This is a genomic window from Mycobacterium sp. NGS63, assembly GCF_059812295.1.
The window spans coordinates 547,904-567,735 of sequence record NZ_JCALCJ010000002.1 but is presented as its reverse complement, the minus strand read 5'-3'; the positions used below and the strand labels follow the sequence as shown (position 1 = coordinate 567,735).

The window sequence follows — 19,832 nt, the reverse complement described above, 5'->3', positions numbered from 1 at the left end:
TCAGTCGACGGTCCAGGTGTCGCGCCCGCGCAGCAGCGACTGCAGCGCGGCGGAGTCGAACGGCTTCGACTCCTGGGCGGCGCGCACCTGGGAGCGCGCCGCGTCGTCGTAGGTGGGCCGGCTGATGTTGCGGAAGATGCCCAGCACGGTGTGGTCCAGGTTTTGATCCGACAGCCGCGACAGCGCGAACGCGTAGGCCGAGTCGTCGGCGTGCGCGTCGTGCACGACGATCTCGTCGACCTTCACGTCGGCGGTCTTGGCCACCTCCAGGCTGAAGCCCGACTTCACCACGCAGTATTCGCCGTTGGCGCCGAACACGATCGGCTCGCCGTGGCGGACGTTGATCACCCGCTCCTCGGCGCCCTCCTTGCGCAGCGCGTCGAACGAGCCGTCGTTGAAAATCGGGCAGTCCTGCAGGATTTCGACGACGGCGGCGCCGCGGTGCTCGGCGGCGGCGCGCAGCACCTCGGTCAGCCCGGCCCGGTCGGAGTCCAGCGCGCGACCGACGAAGGTGGCCTCGGCGCCCAGCGCCAGCGATACCGGGTTGAACGGCTGGTCGAGCGAACCCATCGGCGTCGACTTGGTGACCTTGCCGACCTCGGAGGTGGGTGAGTACTGGCCCTTGGTCAGGCCGTAGATCCGGTTGTTGAACAGCAGGATGGTGATGTTGACGTTGCGGCGCAGCGCGTGGATCAGGTGGTTGCCGCCGATCGACAGCGCGTCGCCGTCGCCGGTGACCACCCACACCGAGAGGTCCTCGCGGGCCAGCGCCAGGCCGGTCGCGATGGCCGGCGCGCGGCCGTGGATCGAGTGGAACCCGTAGGTCTCGAGGTAGTAGGGGAACCGGCTCGAGCAGCCGATGCCGCTGATGAAGACGATGTTCTCGCGGCGCAGCCCCAGCTCGGGCAGGAAGTTGCGGATGGTGTTGAGGATGACGTAGTCACCGCAGCCCGGGCACCAGCGCACCTCCTGGTCGCTGGTGAAGTCCTTGCCCTTTTGCGGCGCGTCCTCGGCAGACAGCGTCGGCACGCCGTCGTTCTTCTTCAGCCTCGGAGTCAAGCCGAGGTCTGTGCCCGCCAGATCACCGATCGTGTTAGTCACGCGCTAGCTCCAACCGTTGCTGCCGCCATTCTGGCGACCATCTTCTTGTCCTGCTCGATTTCGGCCAAGGTGCCGCCCAGCGCGGCGCGGATGATGCGCCCGATCTCGTCGGCGAGGAACGCGACGCCGTGCACCTTGGTGACCGACTGCACGTCGACGAGGTACTTGCCCCGCAGCACCAGCGCCAGCTGGCCGAGGTTCATCTCCGGGCACACCACCATCGGGTAGCGCCGCAGCACGTCGCCGAGGTTCGCCGGGAACGGGCTGAGGTGGCGCAGGTGGGCATGGGCGACCTTGATCCCCTTGCGCCGCGCGCGCCGGCAGGCCTCGCCGATGGGGCCGTACGAGCTGCCCCACCCGATCAGCAGCAGCTCGGCGTCGCCGGTCGGGTCGTCGACCTCCAAATCGGGCACCGCGATGCCGTCGATCTTGGCCTGGCGCAGCCGGACCATGAGGTCGTGGTTGACCGGCTCGTAGGAGATCGCGCCGGAGCCGTTGGCGGCTTCCAGGCCGCCGATGCGGTGCTCGAGCCCGGGCGTGCCGGGAACCGCGAACTGGCGGGCGAGCGTCTCCGGGTCGCGCGCGTAGGGCTGGAAGGGCTCGTCGGGTTTGGCGAAGGCGTGCGTGATCGGCTGCAGCGAGCCGACATCCGGGATGCGCCACGGCTCCGAGCCGTTGGCGATCGCGCCGTCGGACAGCACGATCACCGGGGTGTGGTACGACACCGCGATGCGCACCGCTTCGATGGCGGTCTGGAAGCAGTCGGACGGCGACCGCGGCGCGACGACCGCCACGGGGGACTCCCCGTTGCGCCCGTACAGTGCCTGCAGCAGGTCGGCCTGCTCGGTCTTGGTGGGCAGCCCCGTGGACGGCCCGCCGCGCTGCACGTCGATGACCAGCAGCGGCAGCTCGGTCATCACCGCGAGGCCCAGCGCTTCCGACTTCAGCGAGATGCCCGGCCCCGACGTGCTGGTGACGCCCAGCGCGCCGCCGTACGAGGCCCCGATCGCCGCGCAGATGCCGCCGATCTCGTCTTCGGCCTGGAAGGTGATGACGTTGAAGTTCTTGTGCTTGGACAGCTCGTGCAGGATGTCCGACGCCGGCGTGATCGGGTAGCTACCGAGCACCACCTGGATGCCGGCCAGCTGCCCGGCCGCGACGATGCCGTAGGACAGCGCCGTGTTGCCCGAGATCTGGCGGTACTCCCCCGCCGGCAGGGTCGCCCGGGACACCTCGTAGGTGGTCCCGAACGCCTCGGTGGTCTCGCCGTAGTTCCAGCCCGCCTTGAGCGCGAGCACGTTGGCCTCGGCGATGTCGGGCTTGCGGGCGAACTTCTCCCGGATGAAGCTCTCGCTGGCCTCGATCGGCCGGCCGTACATCCACGACAAAAGTCCAAGCGCGAACATGTTTTTGGCGCGCTGGCCATCCTTCTTCGACGCGCCGATCGCCTCGACGGCGCCGAGCGTCAGGGTGGTCATGGCCACGGAGTGCACGACGTAGTCGGACAGCTCGTCGGACTCCAGCGGGTTGGTGACGTAACCGACCTTGGTCAGGTTGCGCTTGGTGAACTCGTCGGAGTTCGCGATCACCATCCCGCCGCGCGGCAGGTCGCCGATGTTGGCCTTGAGCGCGGCCGGGTTCATGGCGACGAGGACGTCGGGCCGGTCGCCGGCGGTCAGGATGTCGTAGTCGGCGATCTGAATCTGGAACGACGAGACCCCGGGCAATGTGCCTGCGGGGGCGCGGATCTCGGCCGGATAGTTCGGCTGGGTCGCCAGGTCGTTTCCGAAAAGCGCCGCCTCCGAGGTGAACCGGTCGCCGGTCAGCTGCATGCCGTCGCCGGAGTCCCCGGCGAATCGGATGACGACTTGTTCTAGACGCTGACGCTCGGAACCATTCCGAGACGAGCCATGATGGGAATCAGCCCCGGCCCCGCTGCCGTTCGGATCCACGTATCCGCCTTCCATTCGCTATCCGGATAGGCACTCCGCTGGAGCTTTAGGGTACGCGCCATCGGAGCGACTCCCGCGGCCTCGAGCTTGTGTGTCACTAGCAGTACCAATTATGGCACTCCTTTTAGGCGAGCATGGGCGTCTCGAAAGCATTGCACGCAGCGGTTTTGCGGCTAACGCCGAAGTCAGCGACGAAATTAGACGCCCACAATTCAAACTGTGGTGTTGGTCACGTCTAGCAGGCCGGCGGTCTCCGGCATCGCGATCAGATACCACAGCAAACCCGCGGCCGCCAAGGCGCCGAGCGAGGCGAACGCGGCGTCGTAGCCCGCCGCCACCACGATCGAGCCCGCGACGAGGTTCGAGACCGCGGCGCCGATGCCCGTCGCGGCGGTCACCGCGCCCAGGCTGACGTTGAAGCGACCGGTCCCGTGCGTCACGTCCTGCACGACGAGCGGAAACAGCGCACCGAACACGCCGGCTCCCACGCCGTCGAGCAGTTGCACGCCGACGAGCCAGTAGGAGTTGTCCGACACCGTGTAGAGGAATCCGCGGGCGGCCAACACCGCGAAGCCGACCAGGAAGATGGGCTTTCGCCCCCACGAATCGGCCTTGGCCCCGGCGACGTAGGCCACCGGCACCATGACAACCTGGGCGGCGACGATGCAGCCCGCCATCAGCGCGGTCCCAATGTCCTTGTTGTGCAACGCCAGTAGCTGCCCGACCAGGGGCAGCATCGCCGCGTTGGCGAAGTGGAAGGCGATGACCGCCGCGGCGAAGATCATCAGCTTGCGGTTGTGCAGCAGCACCGACAGCCGGGACGGTTGCCGGTGCGGCTCCCCGGGGGCGTGGTCCATGCCGCGGGCGACGTCGTGGTCGATCGCGTCGCCCGGAATGCGCAGCGTCGCAACCACACTGCCGGCCGCCATGGCCGCCAGCACCCAGAACACCACCACCGGTCCGAAGAAGTAGGCCAGGCCGCCGGTGACAGCCGCGGCCGAGGCATTGCCCGCGTGGTTGAAGGATTCGTTGCGCCCGATCCGGCGGGCGAAGTGGCGGGGGCCGACCACACCGAGGGTGATCGCGGCCAACGCCGGCGCGAACACCGAGCCGGCGATCCCGGTGCACGCCTGCAGGACCGAGATCGACGCGAACCGCGGGAACAGAGGCATCGCCAGCGATCCGGCGGTGACGGCCAGCGCGCCCGCGATGATCACCGCCCGCTTGGCCGTCGTCCTGTCCACCAGCGCGCCGGCCGGCGCCTGCGCGACGATCGCCCCGATGCCGCCGACGGCCATGACGAAACCGATCGACCCCTGGTCCCAATGGTGGGTCAGCAGCAGATAGATCGACAGGTACGGACCCAGCCCGTCGCGCACGTCGGCCAACAGGAAGTTCAGCAGGTCCAGCGCGCGCGCCAATCGCGGCGGAACCGCGTCGGGGGCAGTCAAAGCGTCAGGAGGCCGAAAGCCTCAACGTGTCAGGCGGTCTTGTCGCGGCGCTCGCTGCGCGACGGCTTGCGTGGCACGATCGTCGGCAGCACGTTGTCCTGCACGGTCTCCTTGGTCACCACGACCTTGGCGACGTCGTCGCGGCTCGGGATGTCGTACATCACCGGCAGCAGGACCTCTTCCATGATCGCCCGCAGGCCACGGGCGCCGGTGCCCCGGTGGATCGCCTGGTCGGCGATGGCCTCCAGCGCGTCGTCGGTGAACTCCAGCTCCACGCCGTCCATTTCGAACAGCCGGGTGTACTGCTTGACCAACGCGTTCTTCGGCTCGGACAGGATCTTGACCAACGACTCCATGTCCAGGTTGGTGACCGAGGCGACCACCGGCAGGCGCCCGATGAACTCGGGGATCAGCCCGAACTTGATCAGGTCCTCCGGCATCACTTCGGCGAAGTGATCGGTGGTGTCGATCTCGGCCTTGGAGCGCACCTCGGCGCCGAAGCCCAAGCCGCGCTTGCCGACCCGCTCGTAGATGATCTTCTCCAGCCCGGCGAACGCACCGGCGACGATGAACAGCACGTTGGTGGTGTCGATCTGGATGAATTCCTGGTGCGGGTGCTTGCGGCCGCCCTGCGGGGGAACCGACGCCTGCGTGCCCTCCAGAATCTTCAGCAGCGCCTGCTGCACGCCCTCCCCGGAGACGTCGCGGGTGATCGACGGGTTCTCGCTCTTGCGGGCGATCTTGTCCACCTCGTCGATGTAGATGATGCCGGTCTCGGCGCGCTTGACGTCGTAGTCGGCGGCCTGGATGAGCTTGAGCAAGATGTTCTCGACGTCCTCGCCGACGTAACCCGCCTCGGTCAGCGCGGTGGCGTCGGCGATGGCAAACGGCACGTTGAGCATCTTGGCCAGCGTCTGCGCCAGGTAGGTCTTGCCGCAGCCGGTGGGCCCGAGCATCAGGATGTTGGACTTGGTCAGCTCGACGGGCTCGGAGCGCGAGTCGCGGCCCTTCTCCCCCGCCTGGATCCGCTTGTAGTGGTTGTAGACCGCGACGGCCAGCGTCCGCTTGGCGGTGTCCTGCCCGATGACGTAGCCCTCCAAGAAGTCCCGGATCTCGGCCGGCTTGGGCAGCTCGTCGAGCTTGACGTCGTCGGCGTCGGCGAGCTCCTCTTCGATGATCTCGTTGCAGAGGTCGATGCACTCATCGCAGATGTACACACCGGGGCCAGCAATGAGTTTCTTGACCTGCTTTTGGCTCTTCCCGCAGAACGAGCACTTAAGCAGGTCACCGCCGTCTCCGATGCGCGCCATGGTGCTGAGGGCCTACTTCCTTGTCGCCTGTTCGTCGTGCTATGCCGCGTGTTTTCCCCGACGCTACCCGCTTGCTCGGGCCCCTCGCGACCATTACGTCGAATCGCGTTGTTGGTATTCATTGGTGTCGTCTGAATGAAACATATAGGCAGACGGCGCCCGTCACTCGCGGAGACGCGCATTACGTGCCTTTGGCGTGTCGCGGTCGTTACCCGATCGAGTCTGGACGCTGCAACAACCCTACAGTTACCGGGTGGGATTGGCTGGCCGGTTTTGGGGCCCCACCGGATCCGCGCTGATCAGCGACGGCGGCCTGGCCACCGAGCTGGAGGCGCGCGGGCACGACCTGTCCGACCCGTTGTGGTCGGCCAAGCTGCTGGCGGACGCGCCGCGGGAGATCGTCGCTGTGCACGCCGCGTATTTCCGGGCCGGCGCCGCGATCGCGACGACGGCCAGCTACCAGGCGTCGTTCGAGGGCTTCGCGGCCCACGGGATCGGCCGGCGTGACGCCGCCGCTTTGCTGCGCCGCAGCGTCGAGTTGGCGCGGGACGCGCGCGACGAAGCGGGTGTGGACGGTCTCGTCGTGGCGGCGTCCGTCGGGCCGTACGGCGCGGCGCTGGCCGACGGCTCGGAGTATCGCGGGCGCTACGGCCTGTCCGTCGCGGCGTTGGCGCGCTGGCACCGGCCGCGCCTGGAGATCCTGGCCGGCGCCGGCGCGGACGTGCTCGCGTGCGAGACCGTGCCCGATGTCGACGAGGCCGAGGCGCTGGTCGGCCTGGTGCGCTCCGCCGGCGTGCCGGCGTGGCTGAGCTACACCATCGACGGGACCCGGACCCGCGCCGGGCAGCCGCTGGCCGACGCGTTCGCGGTGGCCGCCGGGGTCGACGAGATCATGGCGGTCGGGGTCAACTGCTGCGCGCCCGACGACGTGCTGCCCGCGATCGAGATGGCCGGCGCGACGGGCAAGCCGGTGATCGTGTACCCCAACAGCGGTGAGCGCTGGGACGGTCGGGGCTGGACCGGGCGATCGCGGTTCTCGGCAGCGCTCGCGGCGCAGTGGGTTTCGGCCGGCGCGCGCATCATCGGCGGCTGCTGCCGGGTCGGGCCGGCCGAGATCGCCGCCGTGCGCCGAGCGTGCAACCTGGGCGGGAATTCAGCCGAAAAGTCGCCCTGACAACACGTTCGGCGAAAGGGGCTACGCGGTCTGCGCGGAGAGCTTCCGGTACTCCAGGACGGTGTCGATGATCCCGTAGTCCTTGGCCTCTTCGGCGGTCAGGATCTTGTCCCGGTCGGTGTCCTTGCGGATGACCGACGCGTCCTTGCCGGTGTGGCGGGCCAGCGTGGTCTCCATCAGCGTGCGCATCCGCTCGATCTCGGCGGCCTGGATCTCCAGGTCGGAGAACTGGCCCTGGATCACGCCCGACAGCGACGGCTGGTGGATCAGCACCCGCGCGTTGGGCAGCGCCATCCGCTTGCCCGGTGTGCCGGCCGCCAGCAGCACGGCCGCCGCCGAGGCCGCCTGGCCCAGGCACACCGTCTGAATGTCGGCGCGCACGTACTGCATGGTGTCGTAGATCGCCATCAGCGAGGTGAACCCGCCGCCGGGCGAGTTGATGTACATGGTGATGTCGCGGTCGGGGTCCAGCGACTCGAGCACCAGCAGCTGGGCCATGATGTCGTTCGCCGACGCGTCGTCGACCTGGACGCCGAGGAAGATGATGCGCTCCTCGAACAGCTTGTTGTACGGGTTCGACTCCTTGACGCCGAAGCTGGAGTGCTCGATGAACGACGGCAGGATGTAGCGCGCCTGGGGCTGGATCTGGGGGTGCTGGGCGTTCACTGGGCTTCTCCGTTGGTGATCGTGGCGGCGCGGGTGATGATGTGGTCGACGAACCCGTATTCCAGGGCTTCCTGGGCGGTGAACCAGCGGTCGCGGTCCGAATCGGCCTCGATGCGTTCGATCGGCTGGCCGGTGAATTCGGCGTTGAGCCGGAACATCTCCTTCTTGATGACGGCGAACTGCTCGGCCTGGATGGCGATGTCGGCCGCGCTGCCGGTCACCCCGCCCAGCGGCTGGTGCATCAGGATGCGCGCGTGCGGCAGCGCGTAACGCTTGCCCTTGGTCCCGGCCGCCAGCAGGAATTCACCCATCGAGGCGGCCATGCCCATCGCGTAGGTGGCGATGTCGCAGGGCGCCAGGACCATGGTGTCGTAGATGGCCATCCCGGCGCTGATCGATCCGCCCGGCGAGTTGATGTACAGCGAGATGTCTTTGGTGGCGTCCTCGGCGGCGAGCAGCAGGATCTGCGCGCACAGCCGGTTGGCGATCTCGTCGCTCACCTCCGAACCCAGGAAGATGATGCGCTCGGAGAGCAAGCGCTCATAGACCGAGTCGGTGAGGTTGAGACCCTGCGAGTTCAAACGCATGTCAGTCACGACTGGGATACCTGCTTTCCTCGAGTACTTCTGGTTCGACCCTAACCAACCCAACCCGCTGTGGGGCGGCCACGCATGCCGCGTTCGCTCACAGCGTCATCGGCGAGGGGTCACTCCGCTTCGTCGTCCGCGTCATCGGCCTCGTCGGTTGCGTCGACTGCGGCGGTTTCGTCGGCATCCCGGCGCGAGCCGAAGAACTCGCTCGTGTCGATGGCGTTGCCGTCGGTGTCGGTGACGGTCGCGGCCTCGACCACCGCGGCGATCGCCAGCCCGCGGCGCACGTCGGCGAACATGGCCGGCAGCTGGTTGTTCTCCTGCAGGTAGGCCAGCAGTTGCTGGGGCTCGATGCCGTACTGGCGCGACGTCATCACCAGCCGCTCGGTCAGGTCCTCCTGGCCGACCTGGATGTCCAGGTCGTCGGCCACCGCGTCCAGCAACAGCCCCCGCTTGACGTCGGACTCGGCGGCGTTTTGCGCGTCGACCTCGAACTGCTGGCGCGACTTGCCCTGCTCGCGCAGCGCCTCGGCGAACTTGGCCTCGTCGTGGTCGAAGCTGTGCAGCGCGTTGTGCACGGCGCCGTCGACCTGGGCCTTGACGATCGCCTCCGGCAGCGGCACGTCGACCTGTTCGAGCAGCGCCTCGATGGTGGCGTCGCGAATCTGCTCGGCCTGCTGGGCGCGCTTGACCTGACCCACCTGGTCGCGCAGGTTGGCCCGCAGCTCGTCGATGGTGTCGAATTCGCTGGCCAGTTGGGCGAATTCGTCGTCGGGCTCGGGCAGCTCGCGTTCCTTGATCGACCTCACGGTGACGGTCACCTGCGCGTCCTTGCCGGCGTGCTCACCCGTCGCCAACTGCGCGGTGAACTCCTTGGACTCGTCGACGGACAGGCCGACCAGCGCGTCGTCCAGGCCCGCGATCAGCCGGCCGGAACCGACCTCGTGGGACAGCCCCTCGGCGGCCGCGTTCGGCACCTCCGCGCCGTCGACGGTGGCCGACAGGTCGATGGAGACGAAGTCACCGAGCGCCACCGGCCGGTCCACCCCCGTGAGGGTGCCGAACCGCTGCCGCAACGACTCCAGCTCGGCGTCGACGTCCTCGTCGCCGACGTCGACCGGGTCCACCGACACCTTCAGCGCGCTCAGGTCCGGAAGCTCGATCTTGGGGCGGACGTCGACCTCGGCGGTGAACGCCAGCTCCTCGCCGTACTCCTTCTTGGTGACCTCGATGTCGGGCTGCCCGAGCGGGTGCACTTCGGACTCCGCGACCGCCTGGCCGTAGCGGGCGGGCAGCGCCTCGCTGACGACCTGGTCGAGCATCGCCTCCCGGCCGAACCGGGCCTCGAGCAGCTTGGCCGGCGCCTTGCCGGGGCGGAAGCCAGGCAGCCGCACCTGCTTGGCCAGCTCCTTGTAGGCCCGCTGGAAATCGGGCTCCAGTTCGGTGAACGGCACCTCCACGTTGATCCGCACCCGGGTGGGGCTCAACTGTTCGACGCTGCTCTTCACGGGTGTGCTCCTCGATGGTCGTTCCGGGTGATCGGTGGCCGGTTGCGGTGCGGGGCGGGCATGGTCGGGGTGACAGGATTTGAACCTGCGGCCTTCCGCTCCCAAAGCGGATGCGCTACCAAGCTGCGCTACACCCCGCGCTGACCTCGCGATCCTACGGCCCGTCAACGCCGGGTCCGGCACCGGCTCGTCGCCGCCTCGAGACCTCACGGAGCGATCACGGAACCGCTTCGATTAGATTTGATGTTCGCCGCCAGATACAGTCTCGCTCGACTAAAACGTGCGGGCGTAGCTCAATGGTAGAGCCCTAGTCTTCCAAACTAGCTACGCGGGTTCGATTCCCGTCGCCCGCTCAGGCTAACTATCTGCTCGCAGAAAGGCGCCATGCGGGGGGACGAACCGAAAGGCACGTGTGTGCCGGAGTTCGTTGGCGTGCGCGACGCGTTCGAACGCAACTTCGCGCTGGGCAGCGAGGTCGGCGCGGCCGTCGCGGTATGGGTCGACGGAGACCTCGTCGTCAACCTCTGGGGTGGCTGGGCCAACGCCGCCCGCACCCGGGCCTGGCGCGAAAACACCCTCACGACCGTGCTGTCCGGCACCAAGGGGCTGTCCGCCACCTGCATGCACCAACTGGCCGACCGCGGCGAGGTGGACCTGCAGGCGCCGGTGTCGCGCTACTGGCCCGAGTTCGCGCAGGCGGGCAAGGAGGCCATCACGCTGGCCATGGTGATGGGCCACCGCTCGGGGGTTATCGGGCCGCGCACCCGGATGAGCTGGGAGTCGGTCGCCGACTGGGACTACGTCTGCGAGCAGCTGGCCGCCGCGGAACCGTGGTGGGAGCCGGGCACCGCCCAGGGCTACCACATGACCACGTTCGGCTTCATCCTCGGCGAGGTGTTCCGCCGCGTCACCGGCCGCACCATCGGCCAGTACCTGCGCACCGAGATCGCCGAACCGCTCGGCGCCGACGTCCACATCGGGCTGTCCCGGGCCGAGCAGCGCCGCTGCGCCGAGCGGGTCAACAAGCCGCACGCACGCGACCTGCTCGCCGAGGTCAACGCCCCCGGCTACCCCACCAGCCTGAGCGAGCACCCCAAGGCGGCGCTGTCGATTTCGATGGGGTTCGCCCCGGACGACGAGCTGGGCTCCCACGACCTCGAGCTGTGGCGCGAACTCGAGTTCCCGGGCACCAACGGCCAGGTGTCGGCGCTGGGGTTGGCGACCTTCTACAACGCGCTCGCGCAGGAAAAACTGCTGAGCCGCGAGCACATGGATCTGGTCCGGGTGTCGCAGGGCGGCTTCGACACCGATCTGGTCCTGGGACCGCGGGTCGCCGACCATGGCTGGGGGTTGGGCTACATGCTCAACCAGCGCGGCGTCAACGGGCCCAACCGCCGCATCTTCGGGCACGGCGGTTTGGGCGGCTCGTTCGGGTTCGTCGACCTCGAGCACCGGATCGGCTACGCGTACGTCGCGAACCGCTTCGACGCCACCAAGGCCAACGCCGACCCGCGCAGCGTCGCGCTGAGCGACGAGGTCTACGCGGCGCTGGGCGTCAGCGTGGCGCCGCGGGGTTAGTGGCCCCCGCCGCCCCCGCCGCCGGCTCCACCGCCGCCGCCAGGTCCACCGCCGCCGGGGCCACCCGGACCACCGGGACCGGCGGGCCCACCGGGTCCACCCGGTCCGCCCGGGCCACCCGGACCGCCGGGCCCCCAGCCATCTCGGTGCCAGTCGTGGCAGTTGTTCCAGTCCCAGTTATTGCCCCAGCCGGGATCCCATCGCTCACCCGGACACCATTGTGGGAACGGACCGGGTTGTGCCTGCGCGGCGGTCGCAACGCCCAGACCGGCCAGCCCGAGACCCGCGACGGCCGAAACCGTTGCTGCTACGCGAGTGAAATGCTTCATCTCGCTAACAATGCCCACGCGAGTTGAATTCAAACGTCTCCGCGGTCACCGCTGGCAGCTTGGGCACCAGAACACGTTGCGGCCCTCGAGCACCTGGGTCAGGATCGGCTCCCCGCACAGGCGGCACGCCTCGCCCGCGCGGCGGTAGACGTAGGTTCGCGGCCGGTCGGGCCGGTACGACGGGCCGCCGTGGTCGTGCTCGGGCAGCACCACGACGATCTTCCCGCCGCGCAGGCCGACCTTCATCAACGCCACCAGATCGGTCCACGCCGCGTCGAACTCGGCCTCGACGATCCCCCGGCCGGGCCGGAACGGGTCGATGCGGTGGCGGAACAGCAACTCGCTGCGGTAGACGTTGCCCACCCCGGCGATGACGGTCTGGTCCATCAGCAGGGCGCCAATCGGCCTGCGCGACTTGGTGATTCGGGCCCACGCCCACGAGGGGTCGGCGTCGCTGCGCAGCGGGTCGGGGCCGAGCCTGGCCAGCACGTCGCTGACCTGCCCCTCGTCGATGACTTCGCAGACCGTCGGGCCGCGCAGGTCGGTGCCGTAGTCGGCGCCCACCATGCGCATCCGCACCTGCCCGACCGGTTCGGGCAGCACCACGCCGTCCGGGCCTGCGGGGACGGGCCACTCGGTGAAGGCGCCGTAGAGCCCGAGGTGCACGTGCACGATCGGGCCGCCGGCGTAGTGGTGAAACAGGTGCTTGCCCCACACGCTGGTGCGCCGCAGCACCCGGCCGTCCACCACGGCCGCCGGTTCGGCGAACCGGCCCTGCGGGCTGGACACGCGCACCGGCGCCCCGCCGAAGCGGCGTTGGTGCAGCCGGGCCAGCCGGTGCAGGGTATGCCCTTCGGGCACGCGCGGCCCTTACTGCGCGCCGCCGGGCACCGGCGGTGCCTGGTGGGTGCGTTCGTATTCGGCGAGGATGTCGATGCGCCGTTGGTGGCGTTCGGCTTTCGACCACGGCGTGCTCAGGAAGGCGTCGACGATCGCCAGCGCCTCGGCGGTGGTGTGCATGCGCCCGCCGATGCCGATCAACTGGGCGTTGTTGTGTTCGCGCGCCAGGGTCGCGGTCTCGACGCTCCACCCCAGCGCGCAGCGCGCGCCCGGCACCTTGTTGGCCGCGATCTGCTCGCCGTTGCCCGACCCGCCCAGCACGATGCCCAGGCTGTCCGGGTCGGCCACCGTGCGCGTGGCGGTGGCGATGCAGAAGGCCGGATAGTCGTCGTCGGGGTCGTAACCGAAGGCGCCGCAGTCGATCGGCTCGTGCCCGGATTCCTTGAGGTGATCGATGATCTGCTGCTTGAGCTCGTAGCCGGCGTGGTCGGAACCCAGGTAGACGCGCATGCCGGATATTCTGCCCGACACGTTCAGTCGAACTCGGGCGCCTCCGTGCGCGTCCGCTTGAGCTCGAAGAAGTGCGGGTAGGCCGCGAACGTCACCGACGCGTCCCACAGCTTGCCCGCCTCCTCGCCGCGCGGGATCTTCGAGAGCACCGGCCCGAAGAACGCCACCCCGTTGACGTGGATGGTCGGCGTGCCGACGTCGTCGCCGACCGCGTCCATCCCGGCGTGGTGGCTCTTGCGCAGCGCGTCGTCGTAGGCCTCGCTGTCGGCGGCCTTGGCCAGCTCCGCCGGCAGGCCCGCGTCGGCCAGCGACAGCTTGATGACCTCCTCGAGCTCCTTGTTGCCCTCGTTGTGAATCCGGGTGCCCATCGCCGTGTACAGGGAGGCCAGCGCGTCGGCGCCGTGTGCCTGCTCGGCGGCGATCGCCACCCGCACCGGACCCCACGCCTTCTTCATGTTCTCCCGGTACTTCTCGGGCAGGCCTTCGCGGTTCTCGTTGAGGATCGCCAGGCTCATGACGTGGAAGTGCACGTCGATGTCGCGGACCTTCTCCACCTCGAGGATCCAGCGCGACGTGATCCAGCACCACGGACACAGCGGGTCGAACCAGAAATCGGCTTGGTTTCGCACGGCGGCCTTCTCGGGCATAGCGCAGTCCTCTCCTGCAGAGTCACAAACGGTCACAACACCGCTGTGCACAACCGTAGTCACCGGCCGCGTGTTCCCGCCCTGCGCGGCGGGCCCGGCACGCTTTAAGTTGGACGCGTGGCCCTTCCTAACCTGACCCGGGACCAGGCCGTCGAACGCGCCGCCCTGGTCACCGTCGACAGCTACCAGATCAACCTCGATGTCACGGCCGGCGAGCGGACCTTCCGGTCCGTCACCACCGTGACCTTCGAGGCGCTGCCCGGTGCCGACACGGTCATCGACATCGCCGCCGACGCCGTCCGCGGCGCCACCCTCAACGGCCGCGAACTGGACGTGTCCGGCTACGACGAATCGACGGGCATCCCGCTGCGCGGGCTGGCGAAGCGCAACGTCCTGGTCGTCGACGCCGACTGCCGCTACTCCAACACCGGCGAGGGCCTGCACCGCTTCGTCGACCCGGTGGACGACGAGGCCTACCTGTATTCGCAATTCGAAACCGCCGACGCCAAGCGGATGTTCGCCTGCTTCGACCAACCCGACCTCAAGGCGACGTTTGACGTGCGGGTGGTCGCCCCCGAGCACTGGAAGGTGATCTCCAACGGCGCGACGGTGTCTGTCGAAGATGGCGCGCACACCTTCGCGACCACCCCGCGGATGAGCACCTACCTGGTGGCCCTGATCGCCGGGCCGTACGCCGAGTGGAAGGACTCCTACTCCGACGAGCACGGCGAGATCCCGCTGGGCATCTACTGCCGCGCCTCGCTGGCCCAACACATGGACGCCGATCGGTTGTTCACCCAGACCAAGCAGGGATTCGGCTTCTACCACAAGCACTTCGGCCTGCCCTACGCGTTCGGCAAGTACGACCAGCTGTTCGTCCCCGAGTTCAACGCCGGCGCAATGGAAAACGCCGGTGCGGTGACGTTCCTCGAGGACTACGTCTTTCGCAGCAAGGTCACCCGCGCCTCCTACGAGCGGCGCGCCGAGACGGTGCTGCACGAGATGGCCCACATGTGGTTCGGGGACCTGGTCACCATGCAGTGGTGGGACGACCTGTGGCTCAACGAATCGTTCGCGACGTTCGCGTCGGTGTTGTGCCAAAGCGAGGCAACCGAATTCACCGAGGCGTGGACCACGTTCGCCACCGTCGAGAAGTCGTGGGCGTACCGCCAGGACCAGTTGCCGTCGACGCACCCGATCGCCGCCGAGATCCCCGACCTGGCCGCCGTCGAGGTGAACTTCGACGGAATCACCTACGCCAAGGGCGCTTCGGTGCTCAAGCAGCTCGTCGCCTACGTCGGGCTGGAGCACTTCCTGGCCGGGCTGCGCGACTACTTCCGCGCGCACGCGTACGGCAACGCCACCTTCGGCGACCTGATCGCCGCGCTGGAGCAGGCGTCCGGCCGCGACCTGTCCGACTGGGGCCAGCAGTGGCTGAAGACCACCGGGCTGAACACACTGCGACCCGATTTCGAGGTCGACGCGGACGGCACGTTCACCCGGTTCGCGGTGACCCAGAGCGGCGCCGAGCCCGGCGCGGGCGAAACCCGGGTGCACCGGCTGGCGGTGGGCATCTACGACGAGGACCGCTCCGGCAAGCTGGTCCGGGTGCACCGCGAGGAGCTCGACGTCGAAGGACCGGTCACCGAAGTGCCTGCATTGGTTGGGGTTTCGCGCGGAAAGCTGATCCTGGTCAACGACGACGACCTGACCTACTGCTCGCTGCGGCTGGACGGGCAGTCGCTGCAGACCGCCCTGGAGCGCATCGCCGACATCGCCGAGCCGCTGCCGCGCTCGCTGGTGTGGTCGGCGGCGTGGGAGATGACCCGCGAGGCCGAGCTGCGCGCCCGCGACTTCGTCGCACTGGTGTCCGCGGGTGTGCAGGCCGAAACCGAGGTCGGGGTGGCCCAACGGCTGCTGCTGCAGGCCCAGATCGCGCTGACGTCCTACGCCGAGCCCGGCTGGGCGCGTGAGACCGGCTGGCCGCAATTCGCCGACCGGCTGCTGGAATTGGCGCGCGCCGCGGAGCCCGGATCGGATCACCAGCTCGCGTTCGTCAACACGCTGTGCTCGTCGGTGCTGTCGCCGCCGCACGTGACGACCCTGGCGGCGCTGCTCGGCGGCGAGCCGGCCGACCTGGGGCTGGCGGGCCTTCAGATCGACACCGACCTGCGCTGGCGCATCGTGACCGCGCTGGCCGCCGCCGGCAAGATCGACGCCGACGGGACCGCGACACCGGCCATCGACGCCGAGGTGCGGCGCGACCCGACCGCCGCCGGCCAACGCCACGGCGCCCAAGCGGCCGCGGCACGGCCCCAACTGCGGGTCAAGGAGGAGGCCTGGACCACCGTGGTCGAGGACGACACCCTGGCCAACATCACGGCCCGCTCGATCATCGCCGGCATCGCGCCGCCGGGACAGCACGAGCTGCTCACGCCGTTCACCGCGCGCTACTTCGCGGCGATCCCCGGGGTGTGGGAGCGGCGGTCCAGCGAGGTCGCCCAGACCGTGGTGATCGGGCTGTACCCGCACTGGGACATCAGCGAGGCCGGCATCGCGGCGGCGGACGCGTTTTTGAGCGACCCGGCGGTTCCGCCGGCGCTGCGGCGGCTGGTGGTGGAGGGCCAGGCCGGCGTGAAGCGGGCTTTGCGGGCCCGCGCGTTCGACGCGGCCTGATCGATCCTGCGCTCAGCGCGCGAAATCGCGCCGATCGGCGCTCTGGGCGCAGTCTCGACGAGCTGCGAGGCTAGGCCGGGGAGATTCCCGAGCTGAGCACGCGGATCGCGCTCACCAGCCCGTCGACCAGATGGCCCTGCTCGAACGCCGACGCGGCGGCGGCCACCCCCAACGGCGCGGCCGACTCGGCGCCGCGGCCCCGCACCGCCGACCCGTAGACCACCTCGATGACGTTCTGGTCCGGCGAGACCGCGAGCAGCACGGCATTGTCGGGCGTCGGCACGTTGGCCAGGATCGCGCGGGCCCGCGCGGCGCTGTCGCCACCCAGGTCCCCGAGATAGATGGCGAAGCGCGCCCGCGACTGCCGCGAGCCGTATTTCAGCGCGTCGTCGATGGCGACGAGGTCGCTGGTGGGGAACGGGTAGTGCACCGACAGCTCGCCGGGCTCGGTGACCCCCGAGATGCGTCCGCTGGTGGTGATCACCGAACCCTTGGGCAGCTCGCTGGGCTCGATCGTCGCGACCTCACCACGTGCCACTGGCGCCACCTCCCACCGAGAACTCCGACGTGCCATGTCCGTGCGCGCCGCCGACGTCCTCGTCGGTGGCGGCCCACAGGATCGGCGGGTGCGTCCACTTCTCCGACATCTTGTAGGTGGCGGGGTGGGGGCCCTTGTGCGACCAGATGAGTGTCGACAGCACGGCGACGATCAGCAGCGGGATCCCGATGAAGAACAGGTGAATCTGCAGAAGGCTCACGACGCAAACCGTATCCCAGACTCAGGCCGCGCCTTCGCCGAGGTATCGCGCCCAGGCCGGGTCGAGTTCCTTGACCGTCGACAGCAGCCGCCAGTGCTGTCCCGTCGGCGGCAGCGGCGCGCGGCGCAGCGCCCAGCCGAGCTCGGCGAGCAGCTTGTCGCCCTTGCGGTGGTTGCAGGTCGAACAGCAGGCGACGCAGTTCTCCCAGCTGTGGTCGCCGCCGCGGCTGCGGGGCACCACGTGGTCGACGGTGTCGGCCTTCGCCCCGCAGTAGGCGCAGCAGAACCGGTCGCGGTGCATGAGCGCGGCGCGGGTCATCGGCACGCGCGCCCGGTACGGGACCCGCACGTAGGACCGCAGCTGGATGACCGACGGCACCACGATCGACCTGGTCGCCGAGTGGATGACCGGTCCGGCAGGGTCGTCGTGCACCACGTCGGCCTTGCCGCAGATCACCATGACGATGGCGCGCCGCATCGGCAGCGCGGTCAGCGGCTCGTAGGTGGAATTGAGCAGCAACACCCGCCGCCGGCTCCAGATCGATGCGCTGTCGTGGCGGGTGGGGGGATGGATGTCGACGCTATGCAGTGGTGACGCGGTTGCGGGACCGGTCAACCCTGCCGCGGCACCGGAACTGCGGTGGCTGCGGCGTCTCTTGCCATGCGCCATGGATCCTCCGCGGATAGTCCACCATGATTCGGCGCCGATCGCACCCTTATTGCTGGTGCGAGGCGTGTCGATCGGGTGAACAGACCGATGCACCACAATGGAGGCGATGAATCAGGTGAGCTTCTACGAGGCCGTCGGCGGCGCCGAGACCTTCGACGCGATCGTGTCCCGCTTTTACGAGCAGGTCCCCGAGGACGAGGTTTTGAGCCAGCTGTATCCCGAGGACGACCTGGCCGGCGCCGAGGAGCGGCTGCGCATGTTCCTCGAGCAGTACTGGGGCGGCCCGCGCACCTACTCCGAGCGGCGCGGGCATCCGCGGCTGCGGATGCGGCACGCGCCGTTCCGCATCACCCCCATCGAGCGCGACGCCTGGCTGCGGTGCATGCACACCGCCGTCGCCTCCATCGACGCGCGCACCCTGGACGACGAACATCGTCGCGAGCTGCTCGACTACCTCGAGATGGCCGCGGACTCGCTGGTCAACGCGGCGTTTTGATGCCGAGCAGCAGGAGCCCCGGGCCGTGGTGGGCGAACGCGGTCTTCTACCAGGTGTATCCGCGGTCCTACGCCGACAGCGACGGCGACGGGGTCGGCGACCTGGACGGCCTGACGGCCCGGCTGGACCACCTGCAAGACCTGGGCGTCGACGCCATCTGGCTCAATCCGGTCACCGTCTCGCCCATGGCCGACCACGGCTACGACGTCGCCGATCCCCGCGACATCGACCCGTTGTTCGGCGGGCTGGCCGCGTTCGAGCGGCTGGTCGACGCGGCACACCAACGGGGCATCAGGGTCACGATGGACGTGGTGCCCAACCACACCAGTTCGCAGCACCCGTGGTTTGCGGCGGCGCTGGCCGCCGGGCCGGGCAGCGACGCGCGCGGGCGCTACTACTTCCGCGACGGCCGCGGCCCCGGCGGGGAGCGGCCCCCCAACAACTGGCTGTCGGTGTTCGGCGGGCCGGCCTGGACCCGGGTGGTCGAACCGGACGGCACTCCCGGGCAGTGGTACCTGCACCTGTTCGATGCCGAGCAACCGGACCTGAACTGGGAACACCCCGACGTCTTCGACGACTTCGAGAAGACGCTGCGGTTCTGGCTGGAGCGCGGGGTGGACGGCTTCCGCATCGACGTGGCGCACGGGATGGCCAAGCCGGCCGACCTGCCCGACGCACCGCAGGGCCTGGCCAAGATCTTGCGCCACGACGACGACGACCCGCGCTTCAACGACCCGGGCGTGCACGAGATCCACCGCGGCATCCGCGCGGTGATCGACGACTACCCCGGGGCGGTGACCGTCGGCGAGGTGTGGGTCACCGACAACGCCCGCTGGGCGGAGTACCTGCGGCCCGACGAGCTGCATCTCGGCTTCAACTTCCGGCTCGCCCAAATCGGCTTCAGCGCAAGCGAAATCCGCGACGCGATCACCAACTCGCTGGCGGCCACCGCCATCGAGGACGCCACCCCGACGTGGACACTGTCCAACCACGACGTGGGCCGCGAGGTCAGCCGCTACGGCGGCGGCGAGGCCGGGCTGCGCCGGGCGCGGGCCATGGCGATGGTGCTGCTGGCCCTGCCCGGCGCGGTGTTCATCTACAACGGCGAGGAACTCGGCCTGCCCGACGTCGACCTGCCCGACGAGGTGCTCCAGGATCCGACGTGGGAACGATCCGGGCACACCGAACGCGGCCGCGACCGGTGCCGGGTTCCGCTTCCGTGGTCGGGCGCCGAACCGCCGTTCGGGTTCTCCACCAACGCGGACACCTGGCTGCCGATGCCCGCCGAGTGGGCCGCGCTGACGGTCGAAAAGCAGCGCGACGACCCCGACTCGACGCTGTCGTTCTTTCGCCGAGCGCTCGAGATCCGCAGGGAGCGAGCCGAATTCGCGGGTTCGGACATCGAGTGGCAGAGCGCGCCACGCGGCGCCGTCGTGTTCCGGCGGGGCGGGGGCCTGGTGTGTGCGCTGAACGCCGGCCGCCGCGCGATGGCCCTGCCGCCGGGCGAACCGATCCTGGCCAGCGCGCCGTTGGTCGACGGCAAGCTGCCGCCGGACGCGGCGGCCTGGCTGGTCTGA

General features: G+C 69.2%; 19 protein-coding genes, 2 tRNA genes and 1 pseudogene. 6 read left to right on the top strand and 16 right to left on the bottom strand.

Annotated features, from left to right (window positions below; genetic code table 11):
• The 4 genes from AC5Y4Z_RS05940 to clpX form a co-directional block, all read right to left on the bottom strand.
• Positions 1-1,101 carry a 2-oxoacid:ferredoxin oxidoreductase subunit beta gene (locus AC5Y4Z_RS05940; RefSeq protein WP_499961383.1) on the bottom strand — a complete coding sequence of 367 codons (1,101 nt, stop codon included), beginning with the start codon at positions 1,099-1,101 and terminating at the stop codon, positions 1-3.
• Positions 1,098-3,053, bottom strand: coding sequence for a 2-oxoacid:acceptor oxidoreductase subunit alpha (locus AC5Y4Z_RS05935; protein ID WP_499961382.1), 1,956 nt, complete (start codon positions 3,051-3,053; stop codon positions 1,098-1,100). The genes AC5Y4Z_RS05940 and AC5Y4Z_RS05935 overlap by 4 nt, the downstream gene beginning before the upstream one ends.
• A 212-nt stretch (positions 3,054-3,265) precedes the next feature.
• Positions 3,266-4,504 (bottom strand): MFS transporter, encoded by a 1,239-nt coding sequence (locus AC5Y4Z_RS05930; RefSeq protein ID WP_499961381.1) that lies wholly within the window; start codon positions 4,502-4,504, stop codon positions 3,266-3,268.
• A 29-nt stretch (positions 4,505-4,533) separates the two neighbouring features.
• Entirely contained in the window at positions 4,534-5,814 is a 1,281-nt protein-coding gene (clpX, locus tag AC5Y4Z_RS05925; RefSeq protein WP_499961380.1) for an ATP-dependent Clp protease ATP-binding subunit ClpX, read from the bottom strand.
• Between the two features lie 259 nt (positions 5,815-6,073).
• Here clpX and mmuM point away from each other — a divergent pair, with 259 nt between their 5' ends.
• Positions 6,074-6,988 carry a homocysteine S-methyltransferase gene (gene mmuM, locus AC5Y4Z_RS05920; RefSeq protein WP_499961858.1) on the top strand — a complete coding sequence of 305 codons (915 nt, stop codon included), beginning with the start codon at positions 6,074-6,076 and terminating at the stop codon, positions 6,986-6,988.
• 21 nt (positions 6,989-7,009) lie between these two features.
• Here mmuM and clpP2 read toward each other — a convergent pair whose 3' ends face one another.
• From clpP2 to AC5Y4Z_RS05900, 4 genes are all read right to left on the bottom strand, one after another.
• The gene (gene clpP2 / locus AC5Y4Z_RS05915; protein WP_499961379.1) at positions 7,010-7,654 is read right to left on the bottom strand and encodes an ATP-dependent CLP protease proteolytic subunit ClpP2; all 645 of its coding nucleotides are present in this window, start codon (positions 7,652-7,654) and stop codon (positions 7,010-7,012) included.
• On the bottom strand, positions 7,651-8,259 hold the full coding sequence (gene clpP1 / locus AC5Y4Z_RS05910; protein WP_499961856.1) for an ATP-dependent CLP protease proteolytic subunit ClpP1: 609 nt from the start codon (positions 8,257-8,259) through the stop codon (positions 7,651-7,653). The genes clpP2 and clpP1 overlap by 4 nt, the downstream gene beginning before the upstream one ends.
• A 101-nt stretch (positions 8,260-8,360) precedes the next feature.
• Positions 8,361-9,752, bottom strand: coding sequence for a trigger factor (gene tig / locus AC5Y4Z_RS05905; RefSeq protein ID WP_499961378.1), 1,392 nt, complete (start codon positions 9,750-9,752; stop codon positions 8,361-8,363).
• A gap of 61 nt (positions 9,753-9,813) precedes the next feature.
• A tRNA-Pro gene (locus AC5Y4Z_RS05900) sits at positions 9,814-9,890 on the bottom strand.
• A gap of 144 nt (positions 9,891-10,034) precedes the next feature.
• Here AC5Y4Z_RS05900 and AC5Y4Z_RS05895 point away from each other — a divergent pair.
• Both AC5Y4Z_RS05895 and AC5Y4Z_RS05890 read left to right on the top strand, forming a co-directional pair.
• Positions 10,035-10,105, top strand: a tRNA-Gly gene (locus AC5Y4Z_RS05895).
• 31 nt (positions 10,106-10,136) lie between these two features.
• On the top strand, positions 10,137-11,330 hold the full coding sequence (locus AC5Y4Z_RS05890) for a serine hydrolase domain-containing protein (RefSeq protein ID WP_499961377.1): 1,194 nt from the start codon (positions 10,137-10,139) through the stop codon (positions 11,328-11,330).
• On the opposite strand, the gene AC5Y4Z_RS05885 is transcribed toward AC5Y4Z_RS05890, so the two are convergent.
• The 5 genes and pseudogenes from AC5Y4Z_RS05885 to AC5Y4Z_RS05865 form a co-directional block, all read right to left on the bottom strand.
• Positions 11,308-11,472: a hypothetical protein gene (locus AC5Y4Z_RS05885; protein ID WP_499961903.1), complete on the bottom strand. Its 165-nt coding sequence runs from the start codon at positions 11,470-11,472 to the stop codon at positions 11,308-11,310. The genes AC5Y4Z_RS05890 and AC5Y4Z_RS05885 overlap by 23 nt on opposite strands.
• A 55-nt stretch (positions 11,473-11,527) precedes the next feature.
• A pseudogene (locus AC5Y4Z_RS05880) lies at positions 11,528-11,659 on the bottom strand (hypothetical protein); the annotation flags it as partial.
• A gap of 45 nt (positions 11,660-11,704) precedes the next feature.
• Entirely contained in the window at positions 11,705-12,520 is an 816-nt protein-coding gene (locus tag AC5Y4Z_RS05875; protein WP_499961376.1) for an Fpg/Nei family DNA glycosylase, read from the bottom strand.
• A 9-nt stretch (positions 12,521-12,529) separates the two neighbouring features.
• A complete protein-coding gene (locus AC5Y4Z_RS05870) occupies positions 12,530-13,009 on the bottom strand; it encodes a ribose-5-phosphate isomerase (RefSeq protein WP_499961374.1) in 480 nt (159 codons plus the stop codon).
• A 23-nt stretch (positions 13,010-13,032) separates the two neighbouring features.
• Positions 13,033-13,656: a mycothiol-dependent nitroreductase Rv2466c family protein gene (locus tag AC5Y4Z_RS05865; RefSeq protein ID WP_499961373.1), complete on the bottom strand. Its 624-nt coding sequence runs from the start codon at positions 13,654-13,656 to the stop codon at positions 13,033-13,035.
• A 117-nt stretch (positions 13,657-13,773) separates the two neighbouring features.
• Here AC5Y4Z_RS05865 and pepN point away from each other — a divergent pair, with 117 nt between their 5' ends.
• The gene (gene pepN / locus AC5Y4Z_RS05860) at positions 13,774-16,332 is read left to right on the top strand and encodes an aminopeptidase N (protein ID WP_499961371.1); all 2,559 of its coding nucleotides are present in this window, start codon (positions 13,774-13,776) and stop codon (positions 16,330-16,332) included.
• A 70-nt stretch (positions 16,333-16,402) separates the two neighbouring features.
• Here pepN and AC5Y4Z_RS05855 read toward each other — a convergent pair whose 3' ends face one another.
• Genes AC5Y4Z_RS05855 through AC5Y4Z_RS05845 form a run of 3 tightly spaced genes read right to left on the bottom strand, consistent with a single transcriptional unit; the run spans position 16,403 to position 17,759 of the window.
• Entirely contained in the window at positions 16,403-16,870 is a 468-nt protein-coding gene (locus AC5Y4Z_RS05855) for a DUF5130 domain-containing protein (RefSeq protein WP_499961370.1), read from the bottom strand.
• Positions 16,857-17,081, bottom strand: coding sequence for an aa3-type cytochrome oxidase subunit CtaJ (gene ctaJ, locus AC5Y4Z_RS05850; protein ID WP_499961852.1), 225 nt, complete (start codon positions 17,079-17,081; stop codon positions 16,857-16,859). Before ctaJ ends, AC5Y4Z_RS05855 begins: the two co-directional genes overlap by 14 nt.
• A 30-nt stretch (positions 17,082-17,111) precedes the next feature.
• On the bottom strand, positions 17,112-17,759 hold the full coding sequence (locus tag AC5Y4Z_RS05845; protein ID WP_499961369.1) for an HNH endonuclease: 648 nt from the start codon (positions 17,757-17,759) through the stop codon (positions 17,112-17,114).
• Positions 17,760-17,865: 106 nt separating this feature from the next.
• On the opposite strand from AC5Y4Z_RS05845, the gene AC5Y4Z_RS05840 reads away from it, so the two are divergent.
• On the top strand, positions 17,866-18,255 hold the full coding sequence (locus AC5Y4Z_RS05840; RefSeq protein WP_499961368.1) for a globin: 390 nt from the start codon (positions 17,866-17,868) through the stop codon (positions 18,253-18,255).
• A complete protein-coding gene (locus AC5Y4Z_RS05835; RefSeq protein WP_499961367.1) occupies positions 18,255-19,832 on the top strand; it encodes a glycoside hydrolase family 13 protein in 1,578 nt (525 codons plus the stop codon). The genes AC5Y4Z_RS05840 and AC5Y4Z_RS05835 overlap by 1 nt, the downstream gene beginning before the upstream one ends.

Excerpts from the sequence above, each read along its gene's own strand:
- clpX (WP_499961380.1), bottom strand. The coding sequence starts at position 5,814 with ATGGCGCGCATCGGAGACGGCGGTGACCTGCTTAAGTGCTCGTTCTGC.
- AC5Y4Z_RS05890 (WP_499961377.1), top strand. The coding sequence starts at position 10,137 with ATGCGGGGGGACGAACCGAAAGGCACGTGTGTGCCGGAGTTCGTTGGC.
- AC5Y4Z_RS05885 (WP_499961903.1), bottom strand. The coding sequence starts at position 11,472 with ATGGCTGGGGGCCCGGCGGTCCGGGTGGCCCGGGCGGACCGGGTGGAC.
- AC5Y4Z_RS05870 (WP_499961374.1), bottom strand. The coding sequence starts at position 13,009 with ATGCGCGTCTACCTGGGTTCCGACCACGCCGGCTACGAGCTCAAGCAG.
- AC5Y4Z_RS05865 (WP_499961373.1), bottom strand. The coding sequence starts at position 13,656 with ATGCCCGAGAAGGCCGCCGTGCGAAACCAAGCCGATTTCTGGTTCGAC.
- AC5Y4Z_RS05845 (WP_499961369.1), bottom strand. The coding sequence starts at position 17,759 with ATGGCGCATGGCAAGAGACGCCGCAGCCACCGCAGTTCCGGTGCCGCG.
- AC5Y4Z_RS05840 (WP_499961368.1), top strand. The coding sequence starts at position 17,866 with ATGAATCAGGTGAGCTTCTACGAGGCCGTCGGCGGCGCCGAGACCTTC.
- AC5Y4Z_RS05835 (WP_499961367.1), top strand. The coding sequence starts at position 18,255 with ATGCCGAGCAGCAGGAGCCCCGGGCCGTGGTGGGCGAACGCGGTCTTC.